This is a genomic window from Rhizobium sp. TRM95796 (genome assembly GCF_025779995.1).
GTDB lineage: Bacteria > Pseudomonadota > Alphaproteobacteria > Rhizobiales > Rhizobiaceae > Rhizobium_E.
The window spans coordinates 198,645-214,816 of record NZ_JAOXHE010000008.1 but is presented as its reverse complement, the minus strand read 5'-3'; the positions used below and the strand labels follow the sequence as shown (position 1 = coordinate 214,816).

The following is a 16,172-nucleotide window of genomic DNA, read 5'->3' as shown; positions in this document are numbered from 1 at the left end:
TGATCCGAGAGACATTTCATGCAAGACAAGACCAGCGCGCCCTCATCCGCCTCCCGCAAGATCTGGCGGCTCGGCGTCGCGGTGGTGCTGATCGTCGTCCTTTATTCGGCCGGCTGGTTCTTCGTTGCAAGCAAAATCGAAGCAGAGCTGGATGCTAGGATCAGCAATCCCGAAAGTCTGGGCCTGTCCGAACTGAGTTGCGATAACCCGACCGTTGAGGGCTTTCCCTTTCTCATCGGCGCGACCTGCGCACGGTCGGCCCTGACCACCAAGAGCGGTCTGTCGGCCAGCGCCGGCGCTGCCCGCGTGGCCGCCCGCATTTATGCGCCGACAAGCGCCGTCGCCGAAGTCGACAGCCCCGGCGCAGTGACCGGTCCGGATGGATCGACAGCACAGGCGACCTGGAAGATGCTGCGCGCCGGCGTCAGCGCCGGCCTTAATGGCCTCTCTTCGCTTTCACTGACCGGAACCGACATCAGAAGCGGGCTTCGCCTGGCGCAATCGCCCGTCGACCTCGATGTCGGCGCCGAGGAGGGACAGGCGCATCTGCGCCGCGTCGATCGCAATCTCGAACTCGCTTTTCTCGCCCGCAAGCTGACCATCTCGTCCGAAACCGGCGAGGTCCTGCTGCCTGAGATTTCGACGAGTCTCGAAATGCGGTTCGACGACCAGGCGGATGTGCTGGCCGGCAAGCCGCTCCGGCTGAGGGCGTCGAGCGGCACGATCACCAGCTTCAAGATCGAGACCGGCGCCGGCCTGTTCGGAGAGCTTTCCGGCGATTTCGACATCGACGAAGACGGCTATCTGAACGGAAAATTCCGCGTCAAGCTCGATGATATCGACGGTTGGAAAACGCAGTTGAGCGCGCTCTTCCCCAACGCCGGCGACTCCATCTCCGCCGTCGCCGCTCTTCTGAAAGGGCTCGCCAAGGGCGATGAGGACGTGAAGGTGACGCTGCGCATCGATCGCGGCCGCATTTCGCTCAGCATGATCCCGCTCGGCCGCATTCCGCCCCTGTAAGCGTCAGGCGCTGTTGCGGCGTCTGATATCGCCCGCCGCTTCTCGCGCGGCGCGGTCGCGCAATTCGCGCCGGATCACCTTGCCGGTGGTGGTCAGCGGCAGCGCGTCGATGAAGTCGACCTCGCGCGGATATTCATGCATCGACAGGCGATGGCGAACCCAGTCGGAAATGTCCTGCTTCAGCGCCTCGTCGCCGATCACGCCGTCGACGAGCACCACATAGGCCTTGACGATTTCGGTGCGCAGAGAATCGGGCTTGCCCACCGCCGCCGCCAGACGCACGGCGGGATGCGAAATCAGGCAGTCTTCGATCTCGGCCGGGCCGATGCGATAGCCCGAAGACGTAATGACGTCGTCGTCGCGGCCGAAGAAATCGACATAGCCCTCGGCGTCCATCACGCCCTGGTCGCCGGTGAGCATCCAGTCGCCGATGAATTTCTTCTCCGTCGCCTCCGGATTGTTCCAATAGCCGAGGAACATCACCGGATCGGGCCGCCTGACCGCGATCTGCCCCGCTTTGCCCGAGGGCAGCACGCGACCGACTTCGTCGATCACGGCGACCGTATGGCCCGGCATGGTCTTGCCGATCGCGCCGGCCCGGCTGACGCCGAAGCCGACGATCGAGCCGAGCACGATATTGCATTCGGTCTGGCCGTAGAATTCGTTGACGGTGAGACCGAGCGCGCGGTTGGCCCAGTCATAGGTCTCGCGGCCCAGTGTTTCTCCCGCCGAGCCTATGGCGCGCAACTTCAGCGCATAGCGCTCGAGCGGCCTGTCGATCGCCGCCATCAACCGGAGCGCGGTCGGTGGAATGAAGGCGTTGGTGACGCCGAGATCGGCCATGATGCGAAAAGCGAGATCCGGATCGAATTTCTGCGCGGGAGAGGAGACCACGGGCACGCCGAGCATCAGCCCCGGCAGCAGGCAGTTGAGCAGCCCGCCCGCCCAGGCCCAATCGGAGGGGGTCCAGAATTTGTCGCCCGGCTGCGGCATCATCTCCTGCGCCGCCTGCACGCCGGGCACATGGCCCGCCAGCACCCGATGGGCGTGCAGCGCGCCCTTGGGCGGCCCCGTGGTGCCGGAGGTGTAGATCATCAGCGCCGGATCGTCCTTGCTGGTGTCGAGGGCGACGAAATCGCCTGCATCCGCGCCGATCAGCGTCCGAAACGCCGGAGACGAACCGCCAACAGGCTCGGTCGTCACGACGTAACGAAGCGACGGCAGACCAACCAGCAAGGGTTCGACTTTACCGTAACCATAGGCGTTTGTGACGATGGCCGCGGCGCCCGAATCCTTCAACCTGAAATCCAGCGCATCGGCGCCGAACAACAGTGCGAGCGGCAACGCCACCCCGCCCATTTTATAAATGCCGAGATGGGCGATGACGGTTTCGAAACACTGCGGCAGGAGGATCGCGACGCGATCGCCGGGCTCTACGCCGAGCCGGACGAGAGACGCGGCGAAGCGGTTGGAGAGATCGGCGAGTTCGCCGTAACTCATACGACGATGCCGGCCGTCGAGCTCGTAATGTTCGAGCGCCAGCCTTTCGGGTTCGCGCGCCGCCCAGAAATCGGCGACCGCGCGGCCCATATTGAATTTTTCGGGAATTTCCCAGCGGAAACGGGCCATCAGCTCGTCATAGCCGCCGCAATCTGGCAGGAACATGCAACAAACCCCGCGTTTTGGTGCGCTGCAATAGCATGTTTCGCACTGCGTGGAAATAGAAGGCTTTGACCGCGCCTGCGGCCGGAGGCAGTCTTCCGAATCGAGACAGAGGAGATAAACATGAGCGCGTCAGGCAAGATCCGCATCGGCATCGGCGGCTGGACATTCGAGCCCTGGCGCGGCCCGTTTTATCCCGATGGGTTGACCCAGAAGCGCGAACTCGAATATGCGGCCTCGAAGCTCACCGCCATCGAGGTGAACGGCACCTATTACGGCTCCATCAAGCCCGACAGCTTCATCAAGTGGCGCGAGGAGACGCCCGATGATTTCGTCTTCGCGCTCAAGGCGCCGCGCTTTGCGACGAACCGCAAGGTTCTGGCCGAAGCCGGCGGCAGCATCGAAAAATTTATCCGGGGCGGCATGCTGGAGCTGAAGCAGAAGCTGGGGCCGATCAACTGGCAGTTCATGGCGACCAAGAAGTTCGATCCCGATGATTTCGAGGCCTTCCTGAAGCTTCTGCCGAAAACCGCCGAGGGCGTGACCCTGCACCACGCCGTGGAAGTGCGGCACGACAGCTTTGCCAACCCCGATTTCATCGCGCTGGCCAGAAGCTATGGCGTCGCGATCATCACGGCGGGCGACTCGGAATTTCCCCATATTGCCGATCCGACCGCGCCCTTCGTCTATGCACGCATCATGGGGACAAAGGAAGACGAACCGAACGGCTATTCCGACGCCGAATTGGACGCCTGGGCCGACCGGGCGAGAAGTTGGGCGGCCGGCGGAACGCCGGCGGATCTGCGTTCGCTTTCCCTCGAGCCGGCAAAGACCGTTCCGCGCGACGTGTTCCTGTTCGTGATCAGCGGCCACAAGGTCAGCAATCCAGCCGCCGCCATGGAGCTCATCCGTCGAATTCGCTGAGACGCGCCGCATCTCCTGCGGCGTTTCCCGTCGTGAATGCGGCATCCCCCCGGTGTACGTCACGCTAGTCTTGGGGCTCGGGGAGCATGGAGATCAGATGACGCAGAATAGAACCGCCTTCGGGGTCGCCATGCTGTGCCTTGGCGTGTTCGTCTTCTCGCTGCAGGATGCGGTGATCAAATCCGTGTCCGGCGCTTACGCTCTGACCGAGGTCGTGTCGATCCGCTGCCTGATCTCGGCGCCGATCCTGCTCGCTTTCGTGTGGTGGGAGCATCGCAGCCTCAAGCCGCTGTTCTCGCCCAATGCGCGATCGCTGGCGGCGCGCTCGGCCATCATGCTGCTCGCTTACACCAGCTACTATATGGCTTTTCCCGCTCTGCCGCTGGCGGACGCCGTGGCGCTCTATTTTACCGTGCCGCTGTTCATGCTGGCGCTCGCGGCGCCCCTTCTGGGAGAGATCATCACGCCGCGCAAGATCGCTGCGGCGCTCATCGGTTTCGCCGGCGTGGTTGTCATGCTCCGGCCCGGCTTGGGCGTCTTCGAGCCGGCGGCGCTTCTCTCGCTGTTTTCGGCCGCCACCTACGCGCTATCCATGCTGATGGCGCGACGCCTCGGCGACAAGGAGACGGCCTCGGTGATGGCGAGCTACCAGAACGGCGTCTATCTGATCGGCGCGCTGATCATCGCGGCGATCACCCATCTGATCGGCGTCGAAGAACTCGGCCATCCCTCGCTCGATTTTCTCGTGCGCTCCTGGTCCTGGCCGACGCTCGCCGATTTTCTCGCCATTGCCTCCTGCGGCGTCATCGCCGCTGTCGGTGTGACGCTGCTCACCCAGGCCTATCGCGTCGCCAAGGCCAGCATCGTCGGCTCTTTCGAATATACCGGCATGCTCTGGGCCCCGCTCTGGGGCTTCCTGTTCTTCGGCGAGATTCCCTATCTGACCACGCTCGTGGGCGCGCTGCTGATCATCGGGGGAGGGTTGATTGCGCTGTTGGGACGGGAAGCGCGGACGGAAGCATCCGCATAATCTGGCGCAGCAAAAAAGCGGTGTTTCTGGGAAGGTGGTGCCCCATGCCGGACTCGAACCAGCACTCCTTTCGGAACTCGATTTTGAGTCGAGCGCGTCTACCAATTCCGCCAATGGGGCACATCAGTGAGGAAAACCACTGGGAGACAGCGCGGGACTATACGAAGGCGAAGGCCCTGGTCAACCGGTTTTTTGTATATTTGACTGTGATTTCGCCCCCCATGCTGGACCATGCTTTCACGCCGAAGTGTGCGGGCAAGCTTGCAAGGAAATTTGCAAATTTCCGGCGGCGGGCCTAAAGACGTTGCGCGTATTTGAACGGGGCCGAGAATGCTGAGACGACTTTACGACTGGACCATGCGGCTCGCCGAACGTCCTTCAGCCGAACTCTGGCTCTTCGTGATCTCCTTCGTCGAAAGCTCGATCTTCCTGGTGCCGGCCGAAGTGCTGTTCCTGCCCATGGCGATCGCCAATCCGCGCAAGGTCTGGCGCTACGGGCTGATCGCGGCGCTCGGCTCGATTCTGGGCGGCGTCGCCGGCTGGATGATCGGCTATTACGCCTTCGAGGCCATCGCCAAGCCGGTTCTGGAATTCTACGGCAAGCTCGACGATTTCGAGACGCTGAAATCGGCGGTGTCGCTCGATCTGGTGATGCTGTTCCTGGTGACCTCCGGGGTCGCGCATCTGCCGCCGCTCAAGGTCGTCACCATTCTGTCGGGCGTGTTGCAGGTCAATCTGCTGGTGTTCTTCCTAGCGGCGGTGGTGGCGCGCGGCGGCAAGTTCATGCTGCTCGCCTGGCTGTTCGCTCGCTATGGCAGCCCGATCCGCGACTTCATCGAGCGCAGGCTCAACATGTTGGCGGGGTCGGCGGCCGTGGCGCTGATCCTCGCTTATTTCCTCTATCTCGCGCTGAAACATTGAGGCTGCCATGATCGCGGACCGACCCAATCTGGGCGTCGCCCTCCTCCTCACGCTCGGCATGGCCGTGGTGATCGCAAGCGCGCTCGGCTTCGAACATATCGGCGGCTATGTGCCCTGCGCGCTCTGCCTGTTGCAGCGCGATCCCTATTATATCGGCGTGCCGCTCGGCGTGCTCGCAATTGCCGCCGCCTGGCTGCGCCTGCCCCCGATGGTCGCAAAAGTGCTGATCGCGCTGATCGTGCTCGCCATGCTGATCGGCGCCGGCCTCGGCGTCTATCACGCCGGCGTCGAATGGCGCTTCTGGGAAGGTCCGGCCAGTTGCTCGACCTCGGTGAACGCAGTGTCGCAGAATGCCGGCAGCCTGCTCGACGACATCAACAAGCAGCACGGCCCGTCCTGCACGGACGCGACGCTGCGGGTGCTCGGCCTGTCTTTCGCGGGCTGGAACGTGATTGCGAGCCTGGTCCTCGCGGCGACCGGCATCCGGGGATTGCTGCGCAAGGCATGAAAAAAGGCCCCGAAGGGCCTTTGTCACGGCTGCAATTCGGTGTCCCAGTAGAGATAATCGAGCCAGCTTTCATGCAGATAGTTGGGCGGAAACAGCCGGCCATTGTTGTGCAGGTCCTGCACCGTCGGCCGGTAAGGCTTCTGCATCGGGAACATGCCGGCCTGGCGCGGCAGTTTCGAGCCTTTGCGCAGATTGCAGGGCGCGCAGGCCGTGACGACGTTTTCCCAGGTCGTCTGGCCGCCCAGCGCCCGTGGCGTCACATGGTCGAAGGTCAGATCGTCGTCCGATCCGCAATACTGGCATTCGAACTTGTCGCGCAGGAAGACATTGAAGCGCGTGAAGGCGGGATAGCGCGACGGCTGAACATAGGATTTGAGGCAGACGACGCTCGGCAGCTTCATCGAATAGCTGGGCGAGGACACCGAATGTTCATATTCGGCGATGATGTTCACGCGGTCGAGAAAAACGGCCTTGATCGCGTCCTGCCAGGACCATAGCGACAAGGGATAATAACTCAAGGGCCGATAGTCCGCATTAAGGACCAACGCCGGAAGCGACTGGGGTGATACTGCAATCGTCAAGATGCACTCCCTGACCGATTCGAATTCCCTGCCCTTTCATACTAGGCGCATTGCAACAGGATTGTGAAGCCTGAAAAGAAACGGTTTTTTAAGAAAGCGCTGGTCAACCCGCCGGCATGCCCGCGCCGCGTCGCTCTGTCGCATAAAACGCCCAGAGAAGTCGCGCCGCCGCAGAGCGCAAAGGCCGCCAGTCCTCCGCCATCCGCCGCAACTGCCGGTGTTGCGGCGTTTCCGTCAGACCGAACGCGCGCGCCGCCGCCGTCTGCAACGCCACGTCGCCCGCCGGGAAAATGTCGGCATGACCGCCTGAAAACAAGAGATAGACTTCAGCCGTCCAGGGTCCGACGCCGCGAATGGCGGTCAGCGCCCCGATCGCCTCGTCGGCCGGAAGACCTGCAATGGCCTTCAGATCGAGACCGGCGCCGCAGGCCTCCGCCACCGCCCGAAGAGCGACGATCTTTGCGCCTGAAAGACCGACAGCCCTGAGATCGGCTTCGGCGAGCGACGACAAACGCTCAGGCTCCACCACGCCGCACGCAGTTTCAAGCCGCGCCCAGATCGCCTCGGCGGAAGCGCGCGACACCATCTGCGAAACGATGACCGAGGCGAGCGCCGCGTAACCCGCCGGCCGAAAGCGAAGCGGGATGGCGCCAGCCCGCGCCGCCACCGGCGCGAAGCGCGGGTCGAGCGCGACGAGGTCGGCCACGGCTTCGGTGATCTCGGTCTCGCTGGTCAGCAGACGCATGGTCAGAAGCGGTCCTTGCGGGCGCGGATTTCGGCGAAGACCTGCCAGTCTTCCGCCGCCTCCATACCCAGATGGGCGCGGATGGCCGGATCGTCGGCGCGGAGAAACGGGTTGGTGGCGATTTCGTCGGCGAGCAAAGTCGGCGCGGTCGGCCGGCCCTCGGCGCGCAGCGTCTCGATCGCCTGCGCCCGCGCCGTCAGCGCCGCATTGTCCGGATCGATCGTCACGGCGAAGCGCGCATTGGAGAGCGTGTATTCATGGCCGAAATAGACGGTGGTGTCGGCGGGCAGCGCCCGCAGTTTCAGAAGCGACGGCCACATCACCTCGGCCGGCCGCTCGAACAATCGTCCGCAGCCGAGCGCGAACAGCGTATCGGCCGAAAACAGCAACTTGTCCTCGGGCAGGTAGAAGCAGATATGGCCGGCGGTGTGGCCCGGCGTCTCGATCACCTCCACCCGATGGCCGGCGAAATCGAAACTGTCGCCGTCGCCGACCGACGTGTCGATGCCGGGGATCCGATCGGCTTCGCTGCCGGGGCCGACGATCGTCACACCGAACCGGTCCTTCAATGCGAGGTTGGCTTCGACGTGATCGGGATGATGATGGGTGGTGAAAATGTCGGTCAGCGTCCAGCCGCGCCGTTCGAGCGCCACCAGAATCGGGGCTTGTTCGGGCGCGTCGATCGACGCCGTGCGGCCGGTTTCGGGATCATGCAGCAGCACGCCGAAATTGTCGCTGCGGGCGGTAAACAGGTCGATCTCGAGCGTCGCCATGGGTCTCTCCTCTTTTCCGATGGGCAAGATTTAGGCGATCCAGGCTTGAAGTCCAACCCGCCCTCGTTACATTTGCGCCATGAACATCGACATCGTGGATCTCCGGCAATTCTATCACTCGCCGCTCGGCCGGCTGGCGGAGGCATCGATCACCGCAAGCCTCCAGGCGCTCTGGCCAAGGCTGCCGGACGAACGCCTGCTCGGTCTCGGTTACGCCCCGCCCTATCTGGATCGCTTCAAGAAAGACGCCGAACGCGCCTTCGCCTTCATGCCGGCGGGCCAAGGCGCCGTGAACTGGCCGTCGGACGGCAAATCGGCGACCGCTTTGGTGTTCGACGAGGAGCTGCCGTTGCCGGACGCCTCGATCGACCGGGTGCTGCTCGTGCATTCGCTGGAATTCGCCGAGAATCCGCGCGAGATGCTGAAAGAAGTCTGGCGGGTTCTGGCGCCCGGTGGGCGCTTGGTGGTGGTGGCGCCCAATCGTCGCGGCGTCTGGGCGCGGCTCGAACATACGCCTTTCGGGGCTGGCCGACCCTATTCGGGCGGGCAACTTGTGACGCTGTTGCGCGAGGCGAATTTCACCCCGGGCGCATCGGCCGGCGCTCTTTTCTTCCCGCCCTATCGCAGTCGGGCGATTCTCCGACTCCTGTCGGGTCTGGAGCCGCTGGGCCGGCGTCTCCTGCCCGTTTTCTCCGGCGTCATCCTGTATGAAGCGCAGAAACGCCTCTATCAGGGCCTGCCGGTGCATGCGCGAGCGTCCCGACGCGTTTTCGCGCCGGTTTTAGCCCCTCAAGGCATACCGACCGCACGTAAAGCGGATTAGAGTCTCTACTTACGCTACGACATCGGTGAAGAGGAAAAGCAAAATTGCATGCTTTCGCCTCGCCTGGACAGTCGAAGATCGAGTCGACTTCAAGTTTTTTATGCGATTTTATTCACGCGAAACAATAAATCACACGACCGCAAGCAATTGAATCTAACTGTTAATACTGCGATTTGCCTTTTCCGTAAAGAAAAATTTTCAACCATTTGGTGTCTTATTGAGTAAATATAATATTAACCGAACATTGCGTTGATTTGATTTATCGCAATATAACTCCAAAAGCATAAGAGAATTGAAGAGAAAATTCTTCTTTTGGGGGGAAGAAATCGTGGCGATTCCGCAGGGCACTGCCTATTATTATCTGAACAGTTCAAACGAACTCGTCATGAAAGTACAGGGGGTGGATACCCCTACCACGATCGTTTATGTGAAGCCGGACGGCTCGGCGGCCCCGGCCGGAAGTTACCCCCCTGCCGACGACGCGGTGTCCTTCACCCTCTATGCCGACGGCAGCCTGGAGTCCTACCGAAGCCTCGGCAGCGATGGCAGCTTTACCTGGCTCAAATTCGCACAAGCGGAACCCGGTTCCGCCAAGCCGTTCGGACCAAACAGCGAATATTCGCATGGCGACCTGGTGTTTTCCGAAACTCTGGATCGCGGCGTCGTGGATGGGGTGTCGGTTCTCGTCCACAAGGTTCAGTCCTTCCAGGACGGCAATCTGACCGACTACGAATTCAGCTATGGATCGCCTGAAAATTCCGCCGTCGTCGTCGAAGGCAATTATGATCCGGCAACGGGCCAGTCCACGGTGACGCTGACCAGTCTCGATCAACCGGCGCCGATCACCAACAGCGGGACGGGCTTCATCAACGGCCTCAACGGCCTGACCCCCGAATTCATACTCCGCAACGGCGGCGCCTTGATCGGCAATGATGGTGGAACCCTCATCGGCAACGATGGAAGCACGTTGATCGGCAATGATGGCGGCACGCTCAACCAGTTCGACGTCGCCTCCCTGATCGGCAACGACAGCGCCGGCCTGATCGGCAATGACGGCGGCACGCTGATCAATTTCAGCGGTGGCGGCAACTCGATCATCGGGCCGGCATATTCGCTGCAGGACGGTCGCCTGATCGGCAATGACGGCTCGACCCTGGTGGGCACGGATGGCGCGAGTTTCGCGGCCAACGCCATGGCGAGCTTTCGCGGTTTTTCGGCCTATACCCTGACCAGTTTCGAAGAAGACGCGGAGCCTCAGATCGATACCCTGTCGGCCGATTCCGAAACGACGGGACGGCTCGATCCTTTCGGCAACCTCGATAGTCAGATCGAGACGGCAGGCGATCGGGATTGGGTGAAGATCGAACTCGAGGCGGGGGAAACCTATATCATCACCGCCGACGGAGCGGCGTCGGGCGACGGGGCACTGTCCGATCCGAACATCAGGCTGCTCGGCGCCGACGGCGCCGTTCTCGGACAGGACGATGACAGCGGCGTCGATTCCAATGCGCGGCTTGTGTTCACGGCGACCACGGACGGCGATTATTACGTTGAGGTCAGCGCCGCGGGCGACACGGGCGTCGGCGCCTATGAGGTTGGCGTCCACAGTCAGCCGGCATCCTTCGTCAAGGACGGAGCTACGATCGACAATATCACCGGAGTAGGATTTCTCGGCGAAACTTCGATCACTGCTCTCGGCGACGGCGGATACGCGATCGGCTTTACGGCGCGTATCGACGGCCACTGGGATTTTCCGTTCAACCAGTCGTTCCACAGCCATGTGGAGATCATCAATGCCGAAGGGCAGGTGGTCGATCTCGATCCGCGCGCCGATTACAGCACCTTCTCGATCTACCGCGGAGGCGACTACAACAACCTGCCGGGCGCCACCCAGGTTGTCATGAATGCGGATGGCGGCTATTCGGTTATCGTGCCGAACACTTATCCGATCGAAACGGGCATGATCTACAGGGCCGTGGTTGCTCATGGAAGCGAACTGGGGCTGGGTGCAGAGCACCCGCTTACGCCGGACTCTACGTCGACGTTCAGGACTTATGCCACCTTCGCCGTCGACATCGCGACGCTCGCTAATGGCCAGTACATTGCCAGTATGGGCAGTGACGGCGCGCACGGCACTGACGTGACTGGCAACATGGTGCAGATTTCAATCAACGGCGGCTTGCCGATCACCATCGATTCCAGCACCGGCCTCAACCTCAACGGCCAGCGTACGTCGATCTCCGCTCTGGGCAGCGGCGCGGTCGTCATATGGACTGACTCGCAGGCAGATCCCGTGGGCGACCGTGGAGCCGGCAACGGGGTTCAAGGAGCGATCGTCGATGCGGCCGGCAACGTCTTGCAAAGATTCGATGTCAATCAGACGGAAGAGCGGTCGCAGTTTGTCGAGTCCGGGCAAGCTGTGGCAGAACTCGCCGACGGCGGCTTCGTCGTGACATGGGCATCCAAGGAGGATGATCCAAACCTGGCCGACCCCTATACCGACTGCTATTTCAGGGTCTTCAATGCTGATGGCACGGCCAGAACGGGAGAGATCCTTCTGGGCGACAATCAGGCTCTGGGGCAGAACAGAGCGGTCGTCGTCGGCTTGCCGGGCGGCGGGTTCGCAATAGCCTGGTCGGATATGGGCAACCTGAGGCTCCAACAATTCGACGACCTCGGCGCTGAAGTAGGCGCTGAAACAGGAATAGGCTTTGGCGGCAATCTGAGCCTGGCGGTCGGCGCGCATGGCAAGCTTGCCGTCTCCTACACTGACAATGGCATGCTCCGTGTGCAGATCATGGAGCCGAATCATGCGCCGACGGATATTTCGCTGTCGAACAACGTGATCCTAGAAAACACCATCAATGCACAGTGGACCGCCATCGGCGATCTGGCTGCTATCGATGACAATGCCTCGGACACATTCACCTATGAAATGGTCGACGATGCCGACGGGATGTTTCGGATCGAGGGGGGCAAGGTTTATTGGAATTATGATTCTGACCCGGACTACGAGTCTCAGTCCAGCTACGAGATCCGGGTGAAGGTTACCGACAGCGCCCTCACCAGTTTTGTCAGGACCCTCACGATCAACGTCGCTGATGTGAATGAACCCGTCATTGGTCTAAAAGGCGACACTTACGCGTCGGTGGAAGAAAACAGTGCGGCAGGGATGGTGATCGCGACGCTGGAGGGCAACGACCCCGATGCGGACGAAACATTCACTTACGAAATCATGGACGGCGACGACCTGCCGTTCACGCTTGTCGGCAACGAAATTAGACTGACCGCGTCGCCAGATTATGAAACGCTTTCCAGTTACGTCCTCACCATACGAACCACAGATTCCGCCAATCACACGGTGGATACGGCCTTTACGGTCTATGTGGACAACATAGATGACGCCGCGCCGACCATAATCGACCTCTATAATGACGACGTCCAGGAAAATGCGCCATCCGGGTCTGAAGTCGGCTACATATTTGCGCAAGACCCCGACACGTTTGCGGGGCTGAATTACAGCTTGATCGGCCCCAATGCCGATCTTTTCGAGATCCGGGAAGAGTCAGGCGGGATGCGACTTTACACCCGCGGCAGTTTCAATCACGAAACAACCCCGACCCTGGATGTGACCATTCGCGTCGAAGACGGCGGCGGCCGGTCTCTGGACAAGACTTTCACCGTCAATGTCGGCGACCTGAACGACCTCCCGATCATTACCAGCGAAAATGAGTTTCTGGTGAGAGAAGGCGACGACCGGATTGTCCAGCTTGCGGCAACCGACGAAGACGGCGATCAGATTACGTGGACTGTGAATCCGTCGGAAGGAAATTTCCAGGACTTCTTCGCGTTCCAGATCGATGGGGAGGGCAACCTCACGCTCGATCCCGGGGTGAAAGCCGACGCGCCTTGGGACACCGACGGCGACGGCGTGTACCATTTCAGAGTGTCTGCCAATGACGGCAGCGAAAGCGTCACCCAGGAGATGACGGTCACGGTGGTCGGCGGCAATGCCGATCCGGTGATTTCAGGCGGAATGAACACGCTCGTCAAGCTCAAGGAAAACCAGACAACCGTCAAGACCATCGTGGCGACCGATCCCGATGACGACGACCTTCAATATTCGATCGTCGGTGGCCCCGACTCCGATCTGTTCGACATCAAGACCGTCAAGGGCAAGGCGCAGCTGGCGTTCAAGGAAGCGCCCGACTTCGAAGATCCGTCCGATGTCGGCGGCAACAATTCCTACAACGTGATCATCCGCGCCGACGACGGCAATGGAGGCGTTGCGGATCAGGCCGTGGCCATCAGCGTGCAGAACGTCAAGGGAATCACATTCCAGGGCACCAAGGCCGCCGATGTCAAAAATGGCACCAACGAGGAAGACGTTCTCTCGGGCCAGGGCAAGAACGACACCCTGTCCGCCAAGGGTGGAGACGACATCCTGAACGGCGGCCTCGGCAAAGACAAACTGACCGGCGGCCTCGGCGAGGACATCTTCGTCTTCGACACCAAAATCGCCAAAAACAACGCCGACACCATTGGCGATTTTTCCGTGGCGGACGATCAGTTTCATCTCGAACTGGATGTCTTCGCAAAGATCGGCAAACTGGGAGGGCTGGCGAAAGCGGCCTTCGAGTCCAACGACACGGGCGACGCCGCGGATAGGTCGGATCGGATCATCTACAACGAAGGGAATGGCGAGTTGTATTTCGACGCCGATGGCAGCAAAGACAAATTCGACGCCATTCTCTTCGCCAAGATCGGCAAGGGTACGGACCTGACATTCCGGGACTTCGACATCGTCTAACAGGGCGTATTCTCGCGACCGGCGCCGCCGGTCGCCGTCATTCTGTCTCCTTGATGGGAGGACGGATGGATTTGGACGATCGCCGCCATCGGCGCGTCAACCCCAATCTCGACAAATGCCGGCGCGCAGTCTATGGCGTGAGCGAAATCCTTGGGGCGCGTCTTCTGACCATGAGCACAATGCAATTCGACAAGATCGCGCTGATCGGCATCGGCCTGATCGGCTCCTCCATCGCTCGCGCGGTCAAGCTCAAAGGCCTGGCGCGCGAGGTGGCGATATCCTCCCGCAGCCGCCTGACTTTGGAGCGCGCCGAGGCGCTCGATCTGGGCACGCACTACTACGAAATAGCCCGTGATTGCGTGCGCGACGCCGATCTCGTCATCGTCTCGGTTCCGGTCGGCGCTTCGGGCGCGGTGGCCGAAGAGATCGCCGGGACTCTGAAACCGGGCGCGATCCTGACCGATGTCGGCTCGACCAAGGCTTCGGTGATCAGCCAGATGCTGCCGCATGTGCCCGAAGGCGTGCATTTCATCCCCGGACACCCGATCGCCGGCACCGAACATTCCGGCCCGGACGCCGGCTTCGCCGATCTTTTCGAGGGCCGCTGGTGCATTCTGACGCCGGTGGAAGGCTCCGAAGCCGAGCCGATCGCGCAGCTGCGGCGCTTCTGGGAAACGCTGGGGTCAAAGGTCGAGGAGATGGATCCCGTCCATCACGACAAGGTGCTGGCGATCGTGTCGCATCTGCCGCATATCATCGCCTACAACATCGTCGGCACCGCGGCGGATCTGGAAACGGTCACCGAATCCGAAGTGATCAAATATTCGGCCTCGGGTTTTCGCGATTTCACCCGTCTCGCTTCGTCCGATCCCACCATGTGGCGCGATGTCTGCCTGCACAACAAGGACGCGATTCTCGAAATGCTGGCGCGTTTTTCAGAGGATCTCGCTTATCTGCAGCGGGCGATCCGCTGGGGCGAAGGCGACAAGCTGTTCGATCTCTTCACCCGCACCCGTGCGGTGCGCCGCTCGATCATCGAGGCGGGACAGGATACGGCCGCGCCCGACTTCGGCCGCCACATCAAGACGACGCCCTGATCAGCTGCGGCCGGCAAAGGCGCGGATCTTTTCTCGGATCATCTTCGCCACGCTCTTGGTGTTCTGGTAGAGATGCAATTGCGAGCCGGCCTGGCGCACGTCGCGGTCGGCATGCGGCGTCAGCCCGACGATCAGCGTGCCCATCGTCTCGCGTTCGCGCCAGAAGCGGCTCATGATCGGATGATCGGGCGCTGCGAGCGAATCCGTGCGGATGATGTTTGCGTCGTCGAGATGCCATTCGGTGACCTGCGCCATCAGCAGCTTGCCCGGCGAAAAACGCGCATAGGCCTCGTCGAAGGCAGTCTTCCAGGCATAGGCTTCGCCATTCATCATCAGCACGATCAGCGACGCGATGGCCTTGCCGTCGAGATCGATGGTGTGGATGCGCGCCTGGTCGACTTCGGCGAGGTTGTTGACCGCCTCGCGGGCCATGGCGGCGCGATAGCGGTCCGACAGCATGGCGGTGCGCTTGCGGCCTTTCCAGCCAGACGCTTCGAGCAGCAGGAACTCCTCCATGCGCAAGCGGATGTCGCGCGGTTGACGCGCCACCGCATAGCTGACAGCGCCCGCCTGTTCCAGCAGCCCCCATTGCCGGCGCATTTCGCGCAGATGCGACGCCTTGATCGAGGCGCGCAGATAGGTTTCGCCATCCTCGAGGCTCTCGAGCATCGGCCGCTCGCTGAGACCCACCACATCGACCGGCAGGTTGCGCGACATCGCAATAGCCTTCATCAACTGGGTAAAGGGGCCGCGCACCCGGACATCCGGGATCACGAGCACCTGCGGCAACTTCGCCCTGGGTTCGGCGAGCGCGGTCAGGAGATGATCCAGCGTCTCGGCCGCGCCTTCGGCATCGACCAGCGGCGTGCCGAGCGGGCCGAAATTGTTGGCCCAGACGCGCAAGATCGGCGCGCCCAGTGCAAACCCGGGCTTTTCGATCGAAAACGGCATGAGATAGCGGAGACGGCTGCGTCCCTCGTGGTCGTCGCGGATCAGGGCGAGACGCACTTCGCGATCTTCGAGTCGCGGCATCGCCGGGGCGAGGAACCGGCTGGAGAAAAAGACATTCGGCTCCAGCGCGCGGTTGGAGAGGAAGTCGAGTTCGTTCTGCAGGTCATAGCCCGATTGCGTGTGATAGATCGAAAGCGTCCGGCCGGGCTTGCCGGTCTCCAGCGTGATCAGCGCCTGAGGGCGATCGAGGTCGCTAGCCAGCCGCCCCTCGGCGAGCTGCAGCGAATTTTGCAATCCATCATCTTGTTGAGCGGGCGTCAGAGCCAT

Annotated in this window: 13 protein-coding genes and 1 tRNA gene; 8 read left to right on the top strand and 6 right to left on the bottom strand. The window is 61.7% G+C overall.

Annotation, left to right across the window (positions count from 1 at the left end):
• Positions 1–18 precede the first annotated feature (18 nt).
• A complete protein-coding gene (locus OCK01_RS17515) occupies positions 19–1,020 on the top strand; it encodes a DUF2125 domain-containing protein (RefSeq protein WP_263825038.1) in 1,002 nt (333 codons plus the stop codon).
• Between the two features lie 3 nt (positions 1,021–1,023).
• Here the strand turns inward: OCK01_RS17515 and OCK01_RS17510 are convergent, their stop codons facing one another.
• Positions 1,024–2,685, bottom strand: coding sequence for an AMP-binding protein (locus OCK01_RS17510; protein ID WP_263825037.1), 1,662 nt, complete (start codon positions 2,683–2,685; stop codon positions 1,024–1,026).
• 120 nt (positions 2,686–2,805) lie between these two features.
• Between OCK01_RS17510 and OCK01_RS17505 the strand changes: the two genes are divergently transcribed.
• Both OCK01_RS17505 and OCK01_RS17500 read left to right on the top strand, forming a co-directional pair.
• Positions 2,806–3,606 carry a DUF72 domain-containing protein gene (locus OCK01_RS17505; RefSeq protein ID WP_263825036.1) on the top strand — a complete coding sequence of 267 codons (801 nt, stop codon included), beginning with the start codon at positions 2,806–2,808 and terminating at the stop codon, positions 3,604–3,606.
• Between the two features lie 97 nt (positions 3,607–3,703).
• Complete coding sequence (locus OCK01_RS17500; protein WP_263825035.1) at positions 3,704–4,636, top strand: DMT family transporter; 933 nt, start codon at positions 3,704–3,706, stop codon at positions 4,634–4,636.
• 35 nt (positions 4,637–4,671) lie between these two features.
• On the opposite strand, the gene OCK01_RS17495 is transcribed toward OCK01_RS17500, so the two are convergent.
• Positions 4,672–4,756, bottom strand: a tRNA-Leu gene (locus OCK01_RS17495).
• A 210-nt stretch (positions 4,757–4,966) separates the two neighbouring features.
• On the opposite strand from OCK01_RS17495, the gene OCK01_RS17490 reads away from it, so the two are divergent.
• Both OCK01_RS17490 and OCK01_RS17485 read left to right on the top strand, forming a co-directional pair.
• The gene (locus tag OCK01_RS17490) at positions 4,967–5,557 is read left to right on the top strand and encodes a YqaA family protein (protein ID WP_263825034.1); all 591 of its coding nucleotides are present in this window, start codon (positions 4,967–4,969) and stop codon (positions 5,555–5,557) included.
• Between the two features lie 7 nt (positions 5,558–5,564).
• On the top strand, positions 5,565–6,065 hold the full coding sequence (locus OCK01_RS17485) for a disulfide bond formation protein B (RefSeq protein WP_263825033.1): 501 nt from the start codon (positions 5,565–5,567) through the stop codon (positions 6,063–6,065).
• A 23-nt stretch (positions 6,066–6,088) separates the two neighbouring features.
• On the opposite strand, the gene OCK01_RS17480 is transcribed toward OCK01_RS17485, so the two are convergent.
• The 3 genes from OCK01_RS17480 to gloB all read right to left on the bottom strand — a co-directional run bounded on the left by OCK01_RS17480 (position 6,089) and on the right by gloB (position 8,164).
• Entirely contained in the window at positions 6,089–6,646 is a 558-nt protein-coding gene (locus OCK01_RS17480) for an HNH endonuclease (RefSeq protein ID WP_263825032.1), read from the bottom strand.
• A 103-nt stretch (positions 6,647–6,749) separates the two neighbouring features.
• On the bottom strand, positions 6,750–7,391 hold the full coding sequence (locus tag OCK01_RS17475) for a DNA-3-methyladenine glycosylase family protein (protein ID WP_263825031.1): 642 nt from the start codon (positions 7,389–7,391) through the stop codon (positions 6,750–6,752).
• Between the two features lie 2 nt (positions 7,392–7,393).
• Positions 7,394–8,164, bottom strand: a complete 771-nt coding sequence (gene gloB, locus OCK01_RS17470; RefSeq protein WP_263825030.1) for a hydroxyacylglutathione hydrolase — start codon at positions 8,162–8,164, stop codon at positions 7,394–7,396.
• 79 nt (positions 8,165–8,243) lie between these two features.
• On the opposite strand from gloB, the gene OCK01_RS17465 reads away from it, so the two are divergent.
• From OCK01_RS17465 to OCK01_RS17455, 3 genes are all read left to right on the top strand, one after another.
• Complete coding sequence (locus OCK01_RS17465) at positions 8,244–8,987, top strand: class I SAM-dependent methyltransferase (protein WP_263825029.1); 744 nt, start codon at positions 8,244–8,246, stop codon at positions 8,985–8,987.
• Positions 8,988–9,315: 328 nt separating this feature from the next.
• Positions 9,316–13,797 carry a cadherin domain-containing protein gene (locus OCK01_RS17460; protein WP_263825028.1) on the top strand — a complete coding sequence of 1,494 codons (4,482 nt, stop codon included), beginning with the start codon at positions 9,316–9,318 and terminating at the stop codon, positions 13,795–13,797.
• Between the two features lie 170 nt (positions 13,798–13,967).
• Positions 13,968–14,894, top strand: coding sequence for a prephenate/arogenate dehydrogenase family protein (locus tag OCK01_RS17455; RefSeq protein ID WP_263825181.1), 927 nt, complete (start codon positions 13,968–13,970; stop codon positions 14,892–14,894).
• Here the strand turns inward: OCK01_RS17455 and OCK01_RS17450 are convergent, their stop codons facing one another.
• On the bottom strand, positions 14,895–16,172 hold the full coding sequence (locus tag OCK01_RS17450) for a GNAT family N-acetyltransferase (protein WP_263825027.1): 1,278 nt from the start codon (positions 16,170–16,172) through the stop codon (positions 14,895–14,897).